This is a genomic window from Streptomyces phaeolivaceus (assembly GCF_009184865.1).
GTDB lineage: Bacteria > Actinomycetota > Actinomycetes > Streptomycetales > Streptomycetaceae > Streptomyces > Streptomyces phaeolivaceus.
The window spans coordinates 9,425,081-9,446,222 of sequence record NZ_CP045096.1 but is presented as its reverse complement, the minus strand read 5'-3'; the positions used below and the strand labels follow the sequence as shown (position 1 = coordinate 9,446,222).

At 72.6% G+C, this 21,142-nt stretch carries 12 protein-coding genes, 4 pseudogenes and 1 riboswitch; of the genes and pseudogenes, 13 read left to right on the top strand and 3 right to left on the bottom strand.

The features are described from left to right. Positions 1-22 precede the first annotated feature (22 nt). From F9278_RS43000 to F9278_RS42960, 8 genes and pseudogenes are all read left to right on the top strand, one after another. Entirely contained in the window at positions 23-1,462 is a 1,440-nt protein-coding gene (locus F9278_RS43000; protein WP_152174489.1) for a rhamnulokinase, read from the top strand. Between the two features lie 88 nt (positions 1,463-1,550). Beyond that, positions 1,551-2,306: a (Fe-S)-binding protein gene (locus tag F9278_RS42995; RefSeq protein ID WP_152173157.1), complete on the top strand. Its 756-nt coding sequence runs from the start codon at positions 1,551-1,553 to the stop codon at positions 2,304-2,306. Then, the gene (locus F9278_RS42990; protein WP_193241901.1) at positions 2,303-3,781 is read left to right on the top strand and encodes a LutB/LldF family L-lactate oxidation iron-sulfur protein; all 1,479 of its coding nucleotides are present in this window, start codon (positions 2,303-2,305) and stop codon (positions 3,779-3,781) included. The genes F9278_RS42995 and F9278_RS42990 overlap by 4 nt, the downstream gene beginning before the upstream one ends. Next, positions 3,778-4,470 (top strand): LutC/YkgG family protein, encoded by a 693-nt coding sequence (locus tag F9278_RS42985; protein WP_152173156.1) that lies wholly within the window; start codon positions 3,778-3,780, stop codon positions 4,468-4,470. Before F9278_RS42990 ends, F9278_RS42985 begins: the two co-directional genes overlap by 4 nt. Before the next feature lie 209 nt (positions 4,471-4,679). Next, a complete protein-coding gene (locus F9278_RS42980; RefSeq protein ID WP_152173155.1) occupies positions 4,680-5,123 on the top strand; it encodes a Fur family transcriptional regulator in 444 nt (147 codons plus the stop codon). Positions 5,124-5,154: 31 nt separating this feature from the next. After that, positions 5,155-7,368, top strand: coding sequence for a catalase/peroxidase HPI (gene katG, locus F9278_RS42975; protein WP_152173154.1), 2,214 nt, complete (start codon positions 5,155-5,157; stop codon positions 7,366-7,368). 170 nt (positions 7,369-7,538) lie between these two features. Continuing rightward, positions 7,539-8,480, top strand: a pseudogene (locus F9278_RS42965) (2-hydroxyacid dehydrogenase); the annotation flags it as partial. Positions 8,481-8,600: 120 nt separating this feature from the next. After that, positions 8,601-8,987, top strand: a pseudogene (locus tag F9278_RS42960) (alcohol dehydrogenase catalytic domain-containing protein); the annotation flags it as partial. Between the two features lie 814 nt (positions 8,988-9,801). Here the strand turns inward: F9278_RS42960 and F9278_RS42945 are convergent. Further along, the gene (locus F9278_RS42945) at positions 9,802-10,977 is read right to left on the bottom strand and encodes an FAD-dependent monooxygenase (RefSeq protein WP_152173152.1); all 1,176 of its coding nucleotides are present in this window, start codon (positions 10,975-10,977) and stop codon (positions 9,802-9,804) included. Positions 10,978-11,069: 92 nt separating this feature from the next. Then, positions 11,070-11,936, bottom strand: coding sequence for an AraC family transcriptional regulator (locus F9278_RS42940; RefSeq protein ID WP_152174486.1), 867 nt, complete (start codon positions 11,934-11,936; stop codon positions 11,070-11,072). Positions 11,937-12,099: 163 nt separating this feature from the next. Between F9278_RS42940 and F9278_RS42935 the strand changes: the two are divergent. The 3 genes and pseudogenes from F9278_RS42935 to F9278_RS42925 all read left to right on the top strand — a co-directional run. Beyond that, positions 12,100-12,627: pseudogene (locus F9278_RS42935) on the top strand (sugar phosphate isomerase/epimerase family protein); the annotation flags it as partial. Continuing rightward, positions 12,623-13,333: pseudogene (locus F9278_RS42930) on the top strand (gamma-glutamyl-gamma-aminobutyrate hydrolase family protein); the annotation flags it as partial. The pseudogenes F9278_RS42935 and F9278_RS42930, both read left to right, overlap by 5 nt. A gap of 102 nt (positions 13,334-13,435) precedes the next feature. Further along, on the top strand, positions 13,436-14,851 hold the full coding sequence (locus F9278_RS42925; RefSeq protein WP_152173151.1) for a M1 family metallopeptidase: 1,416 nt from the start codon (positions 13,436-13,438) through the stop codon (positions 14,849-14,851). Positions 14,852-14,992: 141 nt separating this feature from the next. On the opposite strand, the gene cobN is transcribed toward F9278_RS42925, so the two are convergent. Next, positions 14,993-18,619 carry a cobaltochelatase subunit CobN gene (cobN, locus tag F9278_RS42920; RefSeq protein WP_152173150.1) on the bottom strand — a complete coding sequence of 1,209 codons (3,627 nt, stop codon included), beginning with the start codon at positions 18,617-18,619 and terminating at the stop codon, positions 14,993-14,995. Positions 18,620-18,712: 93 nt separating this feature from the next. Next, a riboswitch (cobalamin riboswitch) is annotated at positions 18,713-18,788 on the bottom strand. Positions 18,789-19,077: 289 nt separating this feature from the next. On the opposite strand from cobN, the gene cobG reads away from it, so the two are divergent. Both cobG and F9278_RS42905 read left to right on the top strand, forming a co-directional pair. Beyond that, on the top strand, positions 19,078-20,409 hold the full coding sequence (gene cobG, locus F9278_RS42910; protein ID WP_226967184.1) for a precorrin-3B synthase: 1,332 nt from the start codon (positions 19,078-19,080) through the stop codon (positions 20,407-20,409). Positions 20,410-20,423: 14 nt separating this feature from the next. Then, positions 20,424-21,119, top strand: a complete 696-nt coding sequence (locus F9278_RS42905; protein ID WP_226967383.1) for a precorrin-8X methylmutase — start codon at positions 20,424-20,426, stop codon at positions 21,117-21,119. Positions 21,120-21,142 lie beyond the last annotated feature (23 nt).

Sequence of the window (21,142 nt, the reverse complement as noted above, 5' to 3'; positions counted from 1 at the left end):
CGGAACTCCTTCGAACGGGTCCGTGAAGGCGTACGCGGCGGTCGACCTCGGCGCGTCCAGCGGTCGGGTCATGGTCGGCCGCGCGGGGCGGGACTCGCTGGAGCTGGTGGAGGCCCACCGGTTCCCGAACCGGCCCGTGCGCACGCCCGAGGGGCTGCGCTGGGACGTGCTGTCGCTGTACGCCGGGGTGCTGGACGGGCTCAAGGCCGCCGGGCAGGTCGACTCCGTCGGGATCGACAGCTGGGCCGTCGACTACGGGCTGCTGGACGCGGACGGGGCCCTGCTGGGCAATCCGGTGCACTACCGGGACGCCCGTACCGAGGGCGTCCCGGAGAAGGTGTGGGCCACCGTGCCCGCCGCCGAGCTGTACGCGGCGACCGGGTTGCAGTACGCGCCCTTCAACACGCTGTATCAGTTGACGGCCGCCCGGTCGTCCGCCCAACTGGCGTACGCCAAGCGGTTGTTGCTCATCCCCGATCTGCTGACGTACTGGCTGACCGGGGAGCAGGGCACCGAGCTGACCAATGCCTCCACGACGCAGCTGATCGATCCCCGGACGGGTGACTGGTCGTACGACGTGGCCGAACGGCTCGGCATCGATCTGGGGCTGTTCGCGCCGCTGCGGCGGCCCGGGGATCCGGCGGGGCTGCTGCGGGAACGGGTGCTGGAGGAGACCGGGCTGACCGGGCCGGTTCCGGTGACCACGGTCGGGTCGCACGACACCGCCTCGGCGGTGGCCGCCGTCCCGGCCACCGGCGGCGAGCGGTTCGCGTACATCTGCACGGGCACCTGGTCGCTGGCCGGCCTTGAGCTGGCGGCCCCGGTGCTGACCGAGGCGAGCCGGGCCGCCAACTTCACCAATGAGCTGGGGCTCGACGGCACGGTCCGCTACCTGCGGAACATCATGGGGCTGTGGCTGCTCCAGGAGTGCGTACGGGAGTGGGGGGACCCGGATCTCGGCGAGCTGCTGCGGGCCGCGGCGGGGGTGCCCGCGCTGCGGTCGGTGGTGGACGCCGGGGACTCGGCGTTCCTCGCGCCCGGCCGGATGCCGGAGCGGATCGCGCAGGCGTGCCGGGAGTCGGGGCAGCCGGTGCCCGAGACGCCCGCCGAGATCACCCGGTGCATCCTCGACTCGCTGGCCCTCGCCCACCGGCGGGCCGTCGCCGAGGCCCAGGCCCTGGCCGACCACCCGGTCGACGTCGTCCACATCGTGGGGGGCGGCACCCGCAACGCGCTGCTCTGCCAACTCACCGCCGACGCCTGCGGGCTGCCGGTGGTGGCGGGACCGGCGGAGGCGGCGGCCCTGGGCAATGTCCTCGTCCAGGCCCGTGCGCACGGCCTGGTGGGCGACCGGGCCTCGATGCGGCAACTCCTCACCCGTACCCAGCCGCTGGTGCGGTACGAGCCGCAGGGCGACCCGGCGGCCTGGCGCGCGGCTCAGGCCCGGCTCACCGCGCGGTGAGCGGAACCGTACCCGGAGGGCCTCTCGCCCTCCGCGTACGCGCGTCGTACTCTGCACTCATCCGATGATCGACCCCCAAGGAGCCGCGATGCGTGTCGCCCTGTTCCTGACCTGTGTCAACGACACGCTCTATCCGGACACCGGCCGCGCCGTGGTGAAACTGCTGACCAGGCTGGGCGTCGACGTCGACTTCCCGATGGGGCAGACCTGCTGCGGACAGGCGCACTACAACACCGGGTACCGACAGGAGGCCGAGCCGCTGGCCCGGCAGTTCTCCGATGTATTCCGGGAGTACGAGGCGATCGTGACACCGTCCGGCTCGTGCGGGGCGATGGTGCGGGAGCTGTATCCGCGGATGGGTGAGCGGGCGCGGGCGGAGGGGCGCGGGGACACCCTGGCGCGGACGCTGGCGCCGGTCGTGCCGAAGACGTACGAGCTGACCGAGTTCCTGGTGGACGTGCTGGGCGTGACGGACGTCGGCGCGTACTACCCGCACAAGGTGACCTACCACCCGACCTGTCACGGGCTGCGGAGCCTGGGGCTCGGGGAACGGCCGCGCAGGCTGCTCCAGGCCGTGAAGGGGCTGGAGTTGGTGGAGCTGCCCGGTGCCGACGAGTGCTGTGGCTTCGGCGGTACGTTCGCCGTGAAGAACGCCGATGTCTCGGCGGCGATGGGTCTGGACAAGGTGCGCAACGCCGAGTCGACGGGCGCCGAGGTGCTGTGCGCGGCCGACAACTCGTGTCTGATGCACCTCGGCGGCACGATGACCCGGCTGCGGACGGACCTGCGGCCGGTGCACATCGCGGAGATCCTGGCGAGTACGGAAGAGGAGCCGCTGAAATGAGCGGAACGTATCTCGGCATGCCGGCCTTTCCGAAGGCCGCGCACGAGGCCGTGCACAACACGACCCTGCGCGGCAATCTGCGGCACGCCACCCACACCATCCGCGCCAAACGCGCGAACGCGGTCGCGGAGATGTCCGACTGGGCGGAGCTGCGCGAGGCGGGCAAGCAGATCAAGGACCACACGCTCCGTCATCTCGACCGGTATCTCGTGCGGTTGGAGGAGTCGGTGCAGGCGGCCGGCGGCACGGTGCACTGGGCCGCCGACGCGGACGAGGCCAACCGGATCGTCACCTATCTCGTGAAGGCGACCGGGGAGAGCGAGGTCGTCAAGGTCAAGTCGATGGCCACGCAGGAGATCGGGCTGAACGAGGCGCTGGAGGCCGAGGGCATCGCCGCCTACGAGACCGATCTCGCCGAACTCATCGTGCAGTTGGGCAAGGACCGGCCCTCGCACATCCTCGTCCCCGCGATCCATCGCAACCGGGGCGAGATCCGGGACATCTTCGCGCGCGAGATGAGCGAGTGGGGGCGCCCGGCGCCGGAGGGCCTCACCGACACGCCCGCCGAACTGGCGGAGGCCGCGCGGCTGCATCTGCGGGAGAAGTTCCTGCGGGCCAAGGTCGGGATCTCCGGCGCCAACTTCATGGTCGCCGAGACCGGCACGCTGGTGGTCGTGGAGTCCGAGGGCAACGGCCGGATGTGCCTCACCCTCCCCGAGACCCTGATCTCGGTCGTCGGCATCGAGAAGATCGTGCCCACCTGGCGGGACCTGGAGGTGTTCCTGCAGACCCTCCCCCGCTCCTCGACCGCCGAGCGGATGAACCCGTACACCTCCACCTGGACGGGCACGACGGACGAGGACGGACCGCAGACCTTCCATCTGGTCCTGATCGACAACGGCCGCACCGACACACTCGCCGACGAGGTCGGCCGGCAGGCCCTGCGCTGCATCCGCTGCTCGGCGTGTCTCAACGTGTGCCCGGTGTACGAGCGTGCCGGCGGGCACGCGTACGGCTCGGTGTACCCGGGCCCGATCGGTGCCATCCTCAGCCCTCAGCTCCGGGGCACGGGAAGCGAGATCGACTCCTCCCTGCCGTACGCCTCCTCACTGTGCGGTGCCTGCTACGAGGTGTGCCCGGTCGCCATCGACATCCCGGAGGTGCTGGTGCATCTGCGGGAACGGGTCGCACAGGGCGGGCCGGTGACGGAGCGGGGCGACAAGGTCGTGCTCAAGCCCGCGAAGGGGCACGCCGCCGAGCGGGCGGCGATGCGGGCGGCCCGCTGGGCGTTCGGCCACCCCGGCGTGCTGCGCACCGGACAGCGGCTCGCGTCCCGCACCCGCCGCTTCCATCCCCGTACGCTGCCGGGCCCCGGCAGGGCCTGGAGTGCCAGCCGTGATCTTCCCGCGCTGCCCGCCGAGCCGTTCCGGGACTGGTGGCAGCGGACGAACGGCGGAAAGGAGACGGGCAAGTGAGCAGCAGGGAACTGATCCTGGGCCGGGTCCGGCGCGCCCTCGCCGACGTACGAGCCGACGAACGCGGCGACGAACGCGGCGACGAACGACGGGACGACGCTCCGTACGAGCGGGCCGTCGAGCGGGGGTATCTGCGGGAGCACGGCGGGCGCAGCGTCGCGGAGACGGTGGAGTTGCTGGCGGAGAACCTGGCCGACTACCGGGCGCTCGTGCACCGGACGGACGCGGACGGGCTCGCCGAGGTCGTCGCGGGGCTGCTGCGCGCGCACGGTTCGGCCACGGTGCTGGTGCCGTCGGGGCTGCGCGAGGAGTGGCTGTCGGCGGCGACGGACGTGACGCGGGTGCCCGATCGCGGGGAGAGCACCGCGCACGAGCTGGACCGGGTCGACAGCGTGGTCACCGGCTGCGCCCTCGCGATCGCCGAGACCGGCACCCTCGTCCTCGACGGCTCCCCCGACCAGGGCCGCCGCCGGATCACCCTCGTGCCCGACCACCACATCTGCGTCGTACGCGTCCCGGAGCAGGTCGTGTCGTCGGTCCCCCAGGCCCTCGAACTCCTCGACCCGACCCGCCCGTTGACCTGGATCTCGGGCCCGTCCGCCACCAGCGACATCGAACTGGACCGGGTGGAGGGGGTGCACGGCCCCCGCACCCTGGAGGTGGTGCTGGTGACCGGGAGCGGCGACTAGGCCGTGTACGAGAACGACCGGCGGATCGGTGACGCGATCCGCCGGGTGAGGCACCGGATCGTCGACCCCGCCCGCGCGCAGCGGGCTTTTTCGCGTTTCGGGGTCACCCGTGCCACCGGGCGGCCACGGACGGTGGTCGGCGCGGCACGACAGACTTGGTTCGTTCGTTTTCTTGAATCAGTCGTGTTTATGAGGGTAGGTTGGTCGCCATGACCGCATCCCAGCCTCCGAACACCGCCGAGGAACTGCGCGGTGTCGGCCTGCGGGTGACGGCCGCGCGCGTGGCCCTGCTGGAAACCGTCCGGGACGGCGACCACCTCGGCGTCGAAGCGATCGCCGCCGGGGTGCGCGACCGCGTGGGCCACATATCGCTCCAGGCCGTGTACGAAGCACTCAACGCGCTCACCGGCGCGGGACTCGTGCGCCGCCTCGAACCACCCGGCAGCCCCGCCCTGTACGAGGGCCGTGTCGGGGACAACCACCATCACCTCGTGTGCCGCTCGTGCGCCGTCGTGGTCGACGTCGACTGCGCGGTCGGGCACGCCCCGTGCCTGACCGCCTCCGACGACCGCGGCTTCGCGATCGACGAGGCCGAGGTCATCTACTGGGGCCTGTGCCCCTCATGCACCAAAGCCAGCAGTTCAGCACCGTGATCCACCCCCGTTTTTCGGAAGGACTCCCCCGATGACCGAGAACCACGACGCGATCGTCACAGACGCGAAGCCCGAGGAGACGGGAGGCTGCCCGGTCGCTCACGGGCGTGCCGCGCACCCCACCCAGGGCGGCGGCAACCGCCAGTGGTGGCCGGAGCGCCTCAACCTGAAGATCCTCGCCAAGGACCCCGTCGTGGCGAACCCCCTCGGTGAGTCGTTCGACTACGCCGAGGCCTTCGGCAACCTCGACCTCGCGGCGGTCAAACAGGACATCGCCGAGGTACTGACCAGCTCCCAGGACTGGTGGCCGGCCGACTTCGGCAACTACGGCCCGCTGATGATCCGTATGGCCTGGCACAGCGCCGGCACGTACCGCATCAGCGACGGCCGCGGCGGTGGCGGCCGGGGTCAGCAGCGCTTCGCGCCGCTGAACAGCTGGCCGGACAACGGCAACCTGGACAAGGCCCGCCGTCTGCTGTGGCCGGTGAAGAAGAAGTACGGCCAGTCCCTCTCCTGGGCCGACCTCATGATCCTCACCGGCAATGTCGCGCTGGAGTCGATGGGCTTCGAGACCTTCGGCTTCGGCGGCGGCCGTGCCGACGTCTGGGAGGCCGACGAGGACGTGTACTGGGGTCCCGAGAAGGTCTGGCTGGACGACCAGCGCTACACCGGCGACCGTGAGCTGGAGAACCCGCTCGGCGCCGTGCAGATGGGTCTGATCTACGTCAACCCCGAGGGCCCCAACGGCAACCCGGACCCGCTGGCCGCGGCCCGCGACATCCGTGAGACGTTCCGCCGTATGGCGATGAACGACGAGGAGACCGTCGCCCTCATCGCCGGTGGCCACACCTTCGGCAAGACCCACGGCGCGGGCCCGGCCGAGTCGGTCGGCGACGACCCCGAGGCCGCCTCGATCGAGCAGCAGGGCCTGGGCTGGAAGTCCACCTACGGCACCGGCAAGGGCGGCGACGCGATCACGTCCGGCCTGGAGGTCACCTGGACCACCAAGCCCACCCAGTGGAGCAACGACTTCTTCGACATCCTCTTCGGCTACGAGTGGGAGCTGACCCAGAGCCCCGCCGGCGCCAACCAGTGGGTGGCCAAGGACTCCGAGGCGATCATCCCCGACGCCCACAGCGACTCCAAGAAGCGCCCCACGATGCTCACCACCGACCTCTCGCTGCGCTTCGACCCGATCTACGGTCCGATCTCGAAGCGCTTCCACGAGAACCCGGCGGAGTTCGCGGACGCGTTCGCCCGCGCCTGGTACAAGCTGACCCACCGTGACCTGGGCCCGAAGTCCCTGTACCTCGGCCCGGAGGTCCCCGCCGAGACGATGCTGTGGCAGGACCCGCTGCCGCAGGCCGAGGGCGAGGCCATCGACGCCGCCGATGTGGCGGCCCTGAAGGCCAAGCTCCTCGACTCGGGCCTCACGGTCTCGCAGCTCGTCTCCACCGCGTGGGCCTCGGCGTCCACCTTCCGCGGCAGCGACAAGCGCGGCGGTGCCAACGGCGCCCGTATCCGTCTGGAGCCGCAGCGCGGCTGGGAGGTCAACAACCCCGACGACCTCGCCCAGGTCCTGCGCGTCCTGGAGGGCGTGCGGGGGGAGTTCAACTCCGGTGCCAAGAAGGTATCCCTGGCCGACCTGATCGTCCTCGGCGGTGCCGCCGCGGTCGAGAAGGCCGCCAAGGACGCCGGTGTCGCCGTGGAGGTCCCCTTCACGCCGGGCCGTGTCGACGCGACCGAGGAGCACACCGACCCGGAGTCGTTCGCCGCGCTGGAGCCGACCTCGGACGGCTTCCGCAACTACCTGGGCAAGGGCAACCGCCTCCCGGCCGAGTACCTGCTGCTCGACCGCGCCAACCTGCTCACCCTGAGCGCCCCCGAGCTGACCGTCCTCGTCGGTGGTCTGCGCGTCCTCGGCGCCAACCAGGGCGGCTCGGCGCACGGCGTCTTCACCGACACCCCGGGCAGGCTCACCAACGACTTCTTCGTCAACCTGCTCGACCTGGGCACGGAGTGGAAGTCGACCTCCTCGGACCAGACCACGTTCGAGGGCCGTGACGCCGCCACGGGCGAGCTGAAGTGGACCGGCACCCGTGCCGACCTGGTCTTCGGCTCCAACTCCGAGCTGCGCGCCCTCGCCGAGGTCTACGCGAGCGACGACGCCAAGGAGAAGTTCGTGAAGGACTTCGTCGCGGCCTGGACCAAGGTCTCCGACCTGGACCGCTTCGACCTGGTCTGATCCTCCGGCAAGCCGCGTCCGGGTCGGCCCTTCGGGACCGGCCCGGACGTTCGTCATGCCGCGCCTCTGTCGTGCCGCGCCTGTGTCATGCCGGGCGGGCGTCCTCCGGGGCGCCGATCCAGCGGCTCGCCTCGACGTCGGCGGAGGTGTCCCGCAGCCGGGTGGGGGCGATGACCAGTTCCTCGACGACCGTGCGCGGCGGGAGCGTGGGCCCCGGCGGCGGCCTCGACCGGCTGACCGGCCGGGTGGAGGCGGTGCGCTGGGACGGGCCCGGCAAACCCGAACCGGCCGAGCCGCGCGCCCTCGCCCCCGGAGCGAGCGGCATCCTCCGTCTGGGCAACGACCGGGTGGACGCCGCGCTGCTCGACGCCGCCGGGGCGTCGCTGAAGGTCGTCGCGCTGGCCAGCACGGGTTTCGACGCCGTGGACCGGGAGGCCGCCGCCGAGCGCGGGGTCGTGGTCACCCACACCCCCGGCGTCCTCGCCGAGACCACCGCCGATCTGACGTTCGCGCTCGTCCTGATGGCCCGCCGCCTGCTCGGCGCCTCCGACGACGCGCTCACCGCGGGCCGGTGGGACGTGCCCCGCATGGGCGACTACCTGGGCCTGGACGTGTACGGCGCCACGCTCGGCATCGTCGGGTACGGCCAGATCGGGCGCGCGGTGGCCCGCCGCGCCCATGGCTTCGGCATGCGGGTGCCGCACCACAGCCGGTCCGCGCACGAGGACACGCTCTCCACACGGGTGGATCTGCCCACCCTGCTCGCCGAGTCCGACGTGGTCTCCCTCAACCTCCCCCTGACCCCCGAGACCCGTCATCTCATCGGCGCGGCCGAGCTGGCGGCCATGAAGCCGACCGCCACCCTGATCAACACCGCGCGCGGCGGTGTCGTCGACGAGGACGCCCTGCTCAAGGCGGTGCGCGACGGGACCATCCACTCCGCCGGGCTGGACGTCTTCGAACGCGAGCCGATGGGCGCCGAGTTGTCGCCGCTGGTCGGCGAGCCCAACGTGGTGGCGCTCCCCCACGTCGGCTCGGCCACCGAGGCCACCCGGGCCGCCATGGTGGACCTCGCGGTCGACAACATCCTCGACGTCCTCGCGGGCGGCCCGGCGCGGACCCCGCTGCCGGGCGGTGCCGCACACCCCGGGACTCCCGCTTCCGACGCCACCCCCCGGCCCGGCACGTCCAGCCACACCCGCCGATCCCGGCCGACCTCTCAAGGAGCCCCCATGCACGCGTGTGTTGTCCACGGAGCCGGCGACCTCCGGGTCGAGGAGCGGCCGTACGACGGTCCCGCGCCCGGCGAGATCGCGGTCGCCGTCGCGCTCGGCGGGATCCGCGGTTCCGATCTGCACTACTACCACCGGGTCCGGGTGGGCGACTTCGCGGTGAGCGAGCCGATGGTGCTCGGCCATGAGGTGGTCGGCCATGTCGCCGCCCTCGGGGACGGGGTGGAGGGGCCGGACGCCCCGGCGGTCGGCGCGGCCGTCGCGATCCATCCGGCCACGCCCTGCGGGGTGTGCCCCGAGTGCGTACGCGGCTCGCGCAACGTCTGCGCGCACACCCGCTATCTGGGCAGCGCGGCCCACACCCCGCATGTGCAGGGCGGGTTCGCGGCCTCGCCCGCCACCGGCACCACGGGCAGCCCCTCGCCGTCCAGTCCGGTGCCGTGCGGATTGAGCCGGGGGCAGCCCAGCCGGGCCGCCGCCGTCACCGACTCCTCGGCGGTGCGCGGCAGTTCGGCCGCGCCGTCCTCGTCGGTGAGGGTGCCCCGGATGTGGCCGGTCATCGAGGAGAACCGCGCCGGTGTACGGGCCAGGGCGTCGAGATCGTGCCGCGTCCAGTCCCAGATCTCCACCTCGAACCCGGCCTCGTGGATCCGCCCGTGCCCGCTCCTCGATCGGCAGGTCCCGGTGGACCATCTCGGCACAGACGGCCAACGTGTACATCGCGCCTCCGTCAAGTGGCTGGGGCCGCTGGTGTTCCACGCCGCCGCGAAGGACGCGACGCTGTGCCCCGGCGCGGACATCCGGGGTGTCCTGGACACATCGTTCACCCGGGTGCCGGCTTCCGACCCCGGCAAGGTCCCCACCGGTTACGGCTTCTGGTGCAACGCCTGGCCCGAGAACCCGGCGTGGAAGTTCGTGGCCGTCGGTGAGGGCAACGACGTCCCGTTCCGGACCGAGTTCCTGCGCGCCCTCGCCGAGATCGACCCGGACACGGCCGTCAACATCGAGCACGAGGACGCGGCCTACTCCCGGACGGACGGGCTGGCCCTGGCGGCGAAGAACCTGCACGCGGCGTCGGCGGCCGTCTGACGGACAGCGCGCCACGCCCGCACCCCGGCCCCGCGCCCACCCTCCGGTGGACGCGGGGCCCGAGGCCGTGCCGACCCACGCGGGCGCACCCGCTCACCACCCCGGTGTCGGTCTACGACGCCCGCTCCTCCACCGCGTCGATCCCCCACGCGTACGCGTGCGGGCCGAACCCGTTCTCCGCCGCCCGCGCGGCCAGGCGGGCGTTCCGTGCGTGTGCCTCCGGCCCGTCCGGGAGGTGGTAGTCCTCGCCGGCCCGCGCCGAACCGGCCTGTACCCGGGTGGCGGTGGCCAGCCGTCGGCGTACGTACCGCTCCAGCGCCTCGGGTACGTCGGCCGGTGCCGCGCCCGTGAGGCAGTCGCCGAGGACGGCCGCGTCGACCAGGGCCTGGGCGGCACCCTGGGCGTGGAACGGCACCATCGCGTGGGCGCTGTCGCCGAGCAGGGTGACGCGGCCGATGTTCCAGCGGTCGAGCGGGGCGCGGGTGTGGATGCCGTAGCGGAGCACCGTCCCCGTCCGGGCGAGGAGGGCGCGCACCCGGGGGTCCCATCCGTCGAACGCGCGCAGGTGTTCGCCCGGCTCCGCACGGGCGGTCCACGACTCCTGTGCCGTCGCGGTCCCGACGACGCCGACGACGTTGAGCAGTTCCCGGCGCCGCACCCAGTAGTGCACGAAGTGCCGTCCCGGGCCGAGCCAGAGCCCGTACTCCGGAAGATCGAGGCCGGCGACCTCGTCGGCGGGCAGCAGGGCCCGGTAGGCGGCGGTCCCCGAGTACAGGGCCTCGTCGGCGCCGAACAGCCGGCGGCGGGCCGGAGACCGTACTCCGTCCGCGGCGACGACGAGGTCCGCCTCCAGGGTCTCCCCGCCGTCCGTGGTCACCCGCGCGCCCGCGTCGTCCTGCCCGATGCCCACGACCACGGTGTTCAGCCGCACCGAGCCGGGCGGCACCGCGGCGGCCAGGACCTCGTGCAGATCGGCCCGGTGGACCTGGAGATACGGCGCGCCGAACGCGTCCTCGGCCTCGTGCCCCAGCGCGTAGTGGCAGATCTCGCTCCCGTCGGACCAGGTGCGGAAGCTCAGCCGGGCCGGCCGGGCGGACCGGGCGCCGACCGCGTCGAGCAGGCCGAGGCCGCGCAGGACGCGGGTGGCGTTGGGCGCGAGCTGGATGCCCGCGCCGATCTCGGTGAACCGTGGCGCCTGCTCGACGAGGGTCACCTCGCACCCGGCGCGCCGCAGACTCAGTGTCGCGGCCAGTCCCCCGATGCCCGCCCCCACGACGATCGCCCGCATGCCCCCACCTCAGGTCGATGTCGTTCCACGCTACCGGCGGACCGGGAGGAGGGGCAGGCGCGCGACGACGTGAAGTCGCCGCGCGCCGGCGCTCAGAGCGCGGTCCGCTCCACCGGGATCCACAGCTCGGCGTCCGCCCGCGCCGCGTCGGGCGACAGCCGGGTGCGCAGGACCTCGGGTCCCGGTCGGCTGCGGTACGGGTTGGACGGGAACCACTGGGTGAAGACGTCCCGCCACAGATACTGCAACGCCTGCGGGAACGGCCCGGAGTTCTCGAAGACGGCCCAGGTCCCGGCGGGGACGGTCAGCTCGTCCATGTCCTCGGGGGTGGGCGCGCCGGTCACGGCCCCGTGGAAGTAGTCGAGTTCGGTCCCCTCGGCCCGGCTCTCGTCCAGGTTGTCGCTGATCGACACGATCCCCTTCGGTTCCTGGTCGGACAGGGCCTCGATCCGGTCGAGCGTCTCCCGTCCGATGCCTCGGACGAAGTCGGCGATCGCCGGGTTCATCCCCTCGTGCACGAGGGGGACACGGGTCTTCCTCCCGACCACCCGGAACTCCTCCTTCTCCACGACGCGGTATCGCATGGTGCTGCTCCCTTCGACGACGAGACGGAAGGACATCCGGGGCTGGGAGCGCAGGCTCGCGCCGGTCCGCCGGGCCTCCCCGGGGCCGACGCCGTGCAGGGCGCGGAAGGCCCGCGCGAACGCCTCCCCCGAGCCGTAGCCGTAGCGCACCGCGATCTCCAGCAGGGTCCGCTCGCCGGCCAGCACCTCGGCGCCGGCGACGGTGAGCCGTCTGCGGCGGACGTACTCCGACAGCGGCATGCCCGCGAGCGCGGAGAACAGCCGCCGCAGGTGGTACTCCGACGTGACCGCGATCCGTGCCAGGTCGGCCGTCTCGATCGGCTGATCGAGACGGCGTTCGATGTGCTCCATGGCCTGGTTGAGCCGTTCCAGCACTCCGGTCTCCTTCCTTTCGGCCACCACGCTAGGAAGCGGACAGCCTGCCGCACCCGACATCCTGTGCCCGCTCCGGTCGGGTGGGCGGGCGAACGACCGGAGCGGACTGATCTGTCGAGATCTCCCGGATCGTCCCTGCCCCTCTCCCCGAAGGACACACGTCATGGCAACGGCGCCAACCCCGCTCCGCACCACCGCGGGCAATCTGTGCCTGGGCTCCGCCCCCGACTCCTGGGGCGTCTGGTTCCCCGAGGACGAGCACCAGGTCCCGTACACCCGCTTCCTCGACGAGCCGGCCGAGGCCGGGTACCGGTGGCTGGAGCTGGGCCCGTACGGCTACCTCCCCACCGACCCGGCCGTCCTCGCCGAGGAACTCGCCGTGCGCGGCCTCCAGGTCTCCGGCGGCACCGCGTTCGGCGCGCTGCACCGGCCCGAGGCGTGGGACGAGACGCTCGCCCATGTCCGACAGGTCGCCGCGCTCACGGCCGCCGCGGGCGCCCACCATCTGGTCCTCATCCCGCCGATGTACCGCGACGAGAAGACCGGCGCGTTCACCGAGCCGCCCGAGCTGACCGCCGGGCAGTGGGCGGGCTTCGGCAAGGCCGCCGACCGACTCGGCCGGCTGCTGCTCGACGAGTACGACGTACGGCTCGTCGTCCACCCGCACGCCGACAGCCACCTCCGGACCCAACGCCCGCGCGCTCGTCGAGGCGGTCTGGCGGGCGGGCGGTGAACCGGCCTCCCTCCATCCGGCCCCCGGAGACGTGGCCGCGCGCCTCGCCCGCTTCGACGGCGTGCCGCTGCCCGGCGGCGGGGACCTCGCCCCGCACCGCTACGGCGCCACCGACACCCACGCCAGCGTCCACGACGTGGACGAGACGCAGGACACCTTCGACCTCGAAGTCGCCCGCGCCGCCCTGGAATCGGGCATCCCGCCGCTCGCGATCTGCCGGGGCCTCCAGGTCGTCAACGTCGCCTTCGGCGGCACCCTGGAACAGGACATGGGCGGCCCCGAGCACGAACACCGCCACCTCGTGCACCCGGTGGCGCTCCGCCGCGGAACCCTGCTGGAGCGGGCCACCGGTGCCCAGAAGGTGGAGGCGTCCTGCTACCACCACCAGCGGGTCGACCGCCTCGGCACGGGCCTGGAGGTCACCGCCCGCGCCGCCGACGGCACGGTGGAGGGACTCGAACTCCCGGACGCCCCCGGCTGGTTCACGGCCGTCCAGTGGCACCCCGAGGACACCGCCGCGGAGGACCCCGCGCACCAGGCCCTCTTCGACGCCCTGGTGCTGCACAGCCAGATCCGCATGATCCGCATGATCCGCATGATCTGGATGATCTGGATGATCTGGATGATCTGGAGACGCACTTTGAAGGGGTGCCCGCGTACCTGAGGTCGCACAGCCGCGTGGCTTTACCTGAACGAGGGGAAACCGACCTGACGGCTGGTTAGTGTGAGGATCGTTTCCTCACACGCCACCCCCCAAGGAGCGCACGTGAACCACCCCCGCAGACGTCCCGCCGTGCTCGGCCGAGGTGCCGTCGTCGCCACCGTGCCCGTAGCCGTGGCGGCGCTGCTCACGGCTGCCGGACCCGCCACCGCGGCGGGAACCGTGGGCGCCTCCGGCGTCGGCGACCCCTACTTCCCGTTCGCCGGCAACGGCGGCTACCACGTGGACCACTACGGCCTGACGCTCGGCTACGACCCGGCGAGCCGTCACCTCACCGGCACGGCGGTCCTCGTCGCCCGCGCCACCCAGAAGCTGACCCGCTTCGACCTCGACTTCAAGGGCCTGAAGATCACCGGTCTGACGGTCGACCGGGACAAGGCGGCGTACAAGCGCAGCGGGCAGGAACTCGTCGTCACGCCGAGCCGCGCCCTGCGCAAGGGTCAGACCTTCCGCATCACCGTCCGCTACAACGGAAAGCCCGGCCCGGTCACCGACCCCGACGGCTCCCTCGACGGCTGGGTCCCCACCGACGACGGCGCGTTCGTCGCCGGCGAGCCCCAGGGCGCCATGACCTGGTTCCCGGCCAACAACCATCCCCTCGACAAGGCGTCGTACGACTTCACGATCACCGTCCCCAAGGGCCGCACCGCCGTCGCCAACGGCGTCCTGCTCGGGCAGAGCACCAAGAACGGCAGAACCACCTTCCGCTGGCGCCAGAAGGAGCCGATGGCGGCCTACCTCGCCACCGCGACCGTAGGGAAGTTCAAGGTCAAGCAGTACACGACCCGAGGCGGCGTCAAGGTCTACGACGCCGTCGACCCACGTGAGGCCTCCGCCGCGGCGCCCGTGCTGAAGAAACTGCCGTCCGTGCTGGACTGGGAGAGTAAACTGTTCGGGCCGTATCCGTACCGTGCCGCCGGCTCCATCGTCGACCGAGCGCCGAGCGTCGGCTACGCCCTGGAGACCCAGACCCGGCCCGTCTACAGCAGCGCCCCCGACCTGAGCACCCTCGTCCACGAGAGCGCCCACCAGTGGTTCGGCAACTCCGTGTCGCTCACCTCCTGGAAGGACATCTGGCTCAACGAGGGCTTCGCCACCTACACCGAGTGGCTCTACGACGAACAGCACGGCGGCGAAAGCGCCCAGAAGACCTTCGACTCCCTGTACGCCCGACCCGCGAGCGACAGCCTGTGGGAGTTCCCGCCCGCCGACCCCGGCAGCGGCGCCCACATCTTCAGCGACCCCGTCTACGCACGCGGCGCGATGACCCTGCACGTGCTGCGCACCGCCGTCGGCGACCGCGACTTCTTCCGCATCCTGCGCGCCTGGGCGAAGCAGCACCGCTACGGCCACGGCACCACCGCCCAGTTCGAGCGGCTGGCGGAGCAGGAGTCGGGGGTGCGCCTCGACAAACTGTTCAAGACCTGGCTGCACACCAAGGGCAAGCCCGGTCACCCATAGCCGAACGGGCCCTCGGAAACGGCCCTCGGAACCGACGAGTTCCCACCCTGTCGTACGAGGACGGGCAGGGAACAGCCGGTGCGGGCCGCCCGGGACGGACACCGGATCGGGCCGTCTGCGACGGCCCGATCCGCGCCGCCGTCAGTCCTCGCCGCCCTCCAGGTCCCCTTCCGCCTCCAGGTACACCTGACGCAGGCCCTCCAGCACCGTCGGGTCCGGCTTCTCCCACATGCCGCGCGACTCCGCCTCCAGCAGCCGCTCGGCGATGCCGTGCAGGGCCCAGGGGTTGGCCTGCTGGAGGAACTCGCGGTTGGTCTCGTCGAGGACGTAGGTCTCGGTGAGCTTGTCGTACATCCAGTCGGCGATCACGCCCGTCGTGGCGTCGTAGCCGAACAAGTAGTCCACCGTCGCGGCGAGTTCGAAGGCGCCCTTGTAGCCGTGGCGGCGCATCGCCTCGATCCACTTCGGGTTGACGACGCGGGCCCGGAAGACCCGGGACGTCTCCTCCACCAGCGTGCGGGTGCGGACCGTTTCCGGGCGGGTGGAGTCGCCGATGTACGCCTCGGGGGCCGTGCCGCGCAGGGCACGGACGGTGGCCACCATGCCGCCGTGGTACTGGAAGTAGTCGTCGGAGTCGGCGATGTCGTGCTCACGGGTGTCCGTGTTCTTCGCGGCCACCTCGATCCGCTTGTACGCGGTCTCCATCTCCTCGCGCGCCGGACGGCCGTCGAGTTCCCGGCCGTAGGCGTAGCCGCCCCACACCGTGTAGACCTCGGCGAGGTCGGCGTCGGTGCGCCAGTCGCGGGAGTCGATCAGCTGGAGGAGGCCCGCTCCGTACGTGCCGGGGCGGGAGCCGAAGATGCGGGTGGTGGCCCGGCGTTCGTCGCCGTGGTCCGCGAGGTCCGCCTGGACGTGGGCCCGTACGTGGTTGGCCTCGGCCGGTTCGTCGAGGGACGCGGCCAGCCGTACGGCGTCGTCGAGCAGCCCGATGGTGTGCGGGAACGCGTCCCGGAAGAAGCCCGAGATACGCAGGGTGACGTCCACCCGGGGACGGCCCAACTCCTCGGCGGGGATGGCCTCCAGGCCGGTCACCCGGCGGGAGGCGTCGTCCCAGACCGGGCGGACGCCGAGCAGGGCGAGCGCCTCCGCCACGTCGTCGCCCGCCGTGCGCATCGCGCTCGTGCCCCACAGCGAGAGGCCGACGGAGGTGGGCCATTCGCCGTTGTCGGCGCGGTAGCGCTCCAGGAGGGAGTCCGCGAGGGCCTGGCCGGTCTCCCAGGCGAGGCGGGAGGGGACGGCCTTGGGGTCGACGGAGTAGAAGTTGCGGCCGGTCGGCAGGACGTTGACCAGGCCCCGGAGCGGGGAGCCCGAGGGGCCCGCCGGGACGAAGCCGCCGTTGAGGGCGTGGACGGTGTGGTGGAGTTCGGCGGTGGTGGCCCGGAGGCGGGGGACGACCTCGCGGGCGGCGAACTCCAGGATGGCGGTGACCTGTTCGCCGTGCTCGTCGGGTACGGAGTCCGGGTCCCAGCCGAGTTCCTCCATCCGCTCGACCAGCGCGCGGGCCTTGGCCTCCGCCTCGTCGGCGGTCGTACGGGTCGCGGCGGACTCGTCGAGGCCGAGGGCCTCGCGCAGGCCGGGCAGGGCCTGGGTGCCGCCCCAGATCTGGCGGGCGCGCAGGATGGCGAGGACCAGGTTGACCCGGTCGGCGCCGCCGGGCGGGGTGCCGAGGACATGCAGTCCGTCGCGGATCTGGGCGTCCTTGACCTCGCACAACCAGCCGTCGACGTGCAGGAGGAAGTCGTCGAAGCCGTCGTCCTCGGGGCGGTCGTTCAGGCCGAGGTCGTGGTCGAGCTTGGCGGCCTGGATGAGGGTCCAGATCTGGGCGCGGATCGCCGGGAGCTTCGCCGGGTCCATCGAGCTGATCTGGGCGTATTCGTCGAGGAGTTGCTCCAGGCGCGCGATGTCGCCGTAGGAGTCCGCGCGGGCCATCGGCGGGACCAGGTGGTCGACGAGGGTGGCGTGGACGCGGCGCTTGGCCTGGGTGCCCTCGCCCGGGTCGTTGACCAGGAACGGGTAGACGAGCGGCAGGTCGCCGAGGGCGGCGTCGGGGCCGCAGGCCGCCGAGAGGCCCGCGTTCTTGCCGGGGAGCCACTCCAGGTTGCCGTGCTTGCCGAGGTGGATCATCGCGTCGGCGCCGAAACCGCCGTCGTCCGTGCGGGCGGCGATCCAGCGGTAGGCCGCCAAGTAGTGGTGGGACGGCGGGAGATCGGGGTCGTGATAGATCGCGATCGGGTTCTCGCCGAAGCCGCGCGGCGGCTGGATGAGGATCAGCAGATTCCCGAAGCGCAGGGCCGCGAGGACGATGTCGCCCTCCGGGTTGGCGCTGCGGTCCACGAACATCTCACCGGGCGCCGGTCCCCAGTGCTCCTCGACGGCGGTGCGCAGCTGTTCGGGAAGCGTCGCGAACCAGCGGCGGTAGTCCGCCGCCGGGATACGCACCGGGTTGCGGGCCAACTGCTCCTCGGTCAGCCAGTCCTGGTCGTGCCCGCCCGCCTCGATGAGCGCGCGGATCAGCTCGTCGCCGTCGCCGGAGGCGAGGCCGGGGACGTCCGTGTCGCCGAAGTCGTAGCCCTCCTCACGGAGTCGGCGCAGGAGCGCCACGGCGCTGGCGGGGGTGTCCAGGCCGACCGCGTTGCCGATGCGGGAGTGCTTGGTCGGGTAGGCGGAGAGGACGAGGGCGAGGCGCTTGTCGGCGTTGGCGATGTGGCGGAGTCGCGCGTGGCGTACGGCGATTCCGGCGACGCGGGCCGCGCGCTCGGGGTCGGCGACATAGGCCGGGAGGCCGTCCTCGTCGATCTCCTTGAAGGAGAACGGGACGGTGATCAGGCGGCCGTCGAACTCGGGGACGGCGATCTGGCTGGCCGCGTCGAGCGGGGAGACGCCCTCGTCGTTCTCCTCCCAGTTGGCGCGCGAGCCGGTGAGGCACAGCGCCTGGAGGATCGGTACGTCGAGGCCGGTCAGGGCGCCCGCGTCCCAGGACTCGTCGTCGCCGCCGGCCGAGGCCTCGGCGGGCTTGGTGCCGCCCGCGGCGAGGACGGTGGTGACGATGGCGTCGGCGGCGCGCAGTTCCTCGATCAGCTCGGGCTCGGGGGCGCGCAGCGAGGCCACGTACAGCGGGAGCGCCCGGGAGCCGGTGTCCTCGATCGCCTCGCACAGGGCGTTCACGAAGGCGGTGTTGCCGCTCATGTGATGGGCCCGGTAGTAGAGGACGGCGACGGTCGGGCCGTCGGTGTCCCTCGCTTCCCGGGGCAGTGGGCCCCAGGAGGGGGCGGGCGCGGGGGCGTCGAAGCCGTGGCCGGTGAGCAGGACCGTGTCGGAGAGGAAGCGCGCCAGCTGCTCCAGGTTGGCGGGGCCGCCGTGCGCGAGATAGGCGTGCGCCTCGGCGGCGATACCGACCGGGACCGTGGAGGCGGCCATCAGCTGGGCGTCGGGGGCCTGTTCACCGGTGAGGACGACGACCGGGCGGCCGTCGGCGAGCAGCAGGTCGAGGCCCTCCTGCCAGGCGCGGATGCCGCCGAGGAGCCGTACGACGACCAGGCCGGCGCCGTCGAGGAGGGCCGGGAGGTCGTCCAGCGCGAGGCGGGAGGGGTTGGCGAAGCGGTACGGGACCGGGCCGTCGGCCGCGCGGGCGCTGAGCAGGTCGGTGTCGGAGGTCGACAGGAGCAGGATGTGGGGCTGCGCGGAGCGCTCCCCGGACGATGGCTGCATGCGGCTGCTGGCCTTCCTCGGGGTCCGCGCCCCGGGCGGTGTACGGATCTTCGGTCTTCCCGGCTCGGGCGGGACCGAGGGATACGGGAAAGGGAGTTCCTGACTCGCCCGCCCCTCCTGGGACGGACTCACAGTGGCGGGACCGCGCCGGACTCACACCGGCTTCCTCCCTCTAGGGTCTGCTGTCACGTTCCCGTCTGCTCCGCGACGTCTGGCACGCACTCTCGCCGCACCGGGCACAAGCCCAAGTACGTCCAGTACGAGGTCTTGCGCCCGGCACGCCGAAAGCACGCACCAGACGCCGCGGAGCCGCCCTTCGGGCGACGACGGGAATGTGACGGCAGCACCTAGCGCCTTCGTGGCGTCGGCGGACCGGATGATCCACCAAGCAGCATAGTAAGGGTCGCCTCAAAAGGGCGGGGGGTACGTCCGTAGTACCGGTAGGTATGCTCGCGGCCATGTCCTCCGCGTCTCCCCTTCCCTCATCGTCCCAGGCCACAGTGGCCCCACGGGACCGGGGCGACGCCTGCCCGGGGACGTTGCGGCTGCACGCGGCGGACGACGGGCCGCTGGCCCGGGTCCGGGTCCCCGGTGGGGTGCTGACCGTGCGCCAGGCCGAGGCGCTCGCGGAGGCGGCCCGGCGGCTCGGCGACGGTGATCTTCACCTCACCTCGCGCGGCAATGTCCAGCTGCGGGGGCTGGCCGACGGCTGCGGGGGCGCGCTCGCCGAGTCCCTGGACGCGGCCGGACTGCTGCCCTCCGCCGGGCACGAACGGGTGCGCAACATCGTGGCCTCTCCCCTGTCCGGCCTCGACGGGCGGGGCCTGCGGGACGTACGGCCCTGGCTGACGGCCCTCGACACGGCGCTGTGCGCGAGCGCGGCGGCCCCGGAGTTGTCGGGCCGGTTCCTGTTCGCGCTCGACGACGGGCGCGGGGATGTGGCCGGACTCGACGCCGATGTGACCGTCCGGGCGGCCGAGGACGGCGGCGCGCTGCTGAGCCTCGGCACGGCCGACGAGGTCCTGTCGGTGCCCGCCGAGGACGCGGCCCGTGCCGCGCTGACGGCCGCCGAGACCTTTCTGACGGCGGCCCGGGAGAGCGGGGCCCGGGTCTGGCGTGTGACGGAACTCCCACGGCGGGGCGGGCTGCCCGGCCTGGTCCGCGACCGGCTGACCGCCGACGGGATCGCTGTCGGGAGCCGGACCGTCCCGGGGACGGCCCCGGCCGGAGCCGAGGGGCCGCCGCCCGGCGCCGTCGGTGACGCCCTCTCCGTACATGTCCCGCTCGGGCGCCTCACCGGCCTCCAGTGGCGGGAGTTGACCGCGCTCGCGGCCACCACCGCCGGCCGGGAACTGCGGTTGACCCCCTGGCGGGGAGTCGTCGTCCCGGTCCCGGGCCTGGGCGAGGAACGGACGGGCAAGGAACGGGCGGGCGAGGCGCTCGCCCGGCTCTCGGTGACCGGCCTGGTCACCGATCCCGCTTCTCCCTGGCTGCGCGTGGGCGCCTGCATCGGGCGGCCCGGCTGCGCGAAGTCCCTGGCGGACGTACGGGCGGACGCGACCACGAGCCTGACGGCGGCCGGGCGCGCGGGCCTCCCCCTGTACTGGTCCGGCTGCGAGCGGCGCTGCGGCCACCCGCGCGGCGAACGGATCGACGTGGTGGCCGTGCCGGGCGGCGGCTACGACCTGACCCGCACCAGCACCAGCACCAGCACCGCGCACGAACCCCGCACCACACACATGGCCGACCCCGGTCGGCTCGCCACCGCCCTGGCGGCGATCACCTCATGAGCCGCACGAACCTCATGACCCTTGTGAACAACACCCGTACGAAGACGACCGAGAGCAGCGAGAAGACCACCGTGACCACGTACGACTACCAGTACGAGAAGGACGGCCCGGCGATCTACCGGCAGTCCTTCGCCACCATCCGCGCGGAGGCGGACCTCGCGGCGCTGCCCGCCGATGTCAGCCAGGTCGCGGTCCGGATGATCCACGCCTGCGGAATGGTCGACCTCGTACGGGACCTGGTGTACACGCCCGACGCGGTGGCCCGCGCCCGTGCGGCCCTGCGCGCCGGGGCGCCCATCTTCACGGATGTGCGGATGGTGGCCAGCGGGGTGACCCGCAAGCGGCTGCCCGCCGACAACGACGTGCTGTGCACGCTCTCCGACCCGGCCGTCCCCGAGCTGGCGGCGAAGCTGGGCACCACCCGCAGCGCCGCCGCCCTGGAGCTGTGGCGGGACCGGCTGGAGGGCTCGGTCGTGGCCGTCGGCAACGCGCCGACCGCGCTGTTCCGGCTGCTGGAGATGATCGACGAGGGCGCGCCCCGGCCCGCCGTCGTCATCGGGGTGCCGGTCGGGTTCGTCGGCGCAGCCGAGTCCAAGGACGCGCTGGCCGCGCATCCGTCGGGCCTGGACCACATCGTCGTACGCGGCCGTCGCGGCGGAAGTGCCATCGCCGCCGCCGCGCTCAACGCGATCGCGAGTGAGGAAGAGTGAACGGCGGGACAGTGAACGGCGGG

Bases quoted from the DNA above. Each gene is read 5' to 3' on its own strand.
- cobN (WP_152173150.1), bottom strand. From the start codon at position 18,619: ATGCAGCCATCGTCCGGGGAGCGCTCCGCGCAGCCCCACATCCTGCTC.
- F9278_RS42980 (WP_152173155.1), top strand. From the start codon at position 4,680: ATGACCGCATCCCAGCCTCCGAACACCGCCGAGGAACTGCGCGGTGTC.
- katG (WP_152173154.1), top strand. From the start codon at position 5,155: ATGACCGAGAACCACGACGCGATCGTCACAGACGCGAAGCCCGAGGAG.
- cobG (WP_226967184.1), top strand. From the start codon at position 19,078: ATGTCCTCCGCGTCTCCCCTTCCCTCATCGTCCCAGGCCACAGTGGCC.
- F9278_RS42995 (WP_152173157.1), top strand. From the start codon at position 1,551: ATGCGTGTCGCCCTGTTCCTGACCTGTGTCAACGACACGCTCTATCCG.
- F9278_RS42905 (WP_226967383.1), top strand. From the start codon at position 20,424: ATGACCCTTGTGAACAACACCCGTACGAAGACGACCGAGAGCAGCGAG.
- F9278_RS42945 (WP_152173152.1), bottom strand. From the start codon at position 10,977: ATGCGGGCGATCGTCGTGGGGGCGGGCATCGGGGGACTGGCCGCGACA.
- F9278_RS42990 (WP_193241901.1), top strand. From the start codon at position 2,303: ATGAGCGGAACGTATCTCGGCATGCCGGCCTTTCCGAAGGCCGCGCAC.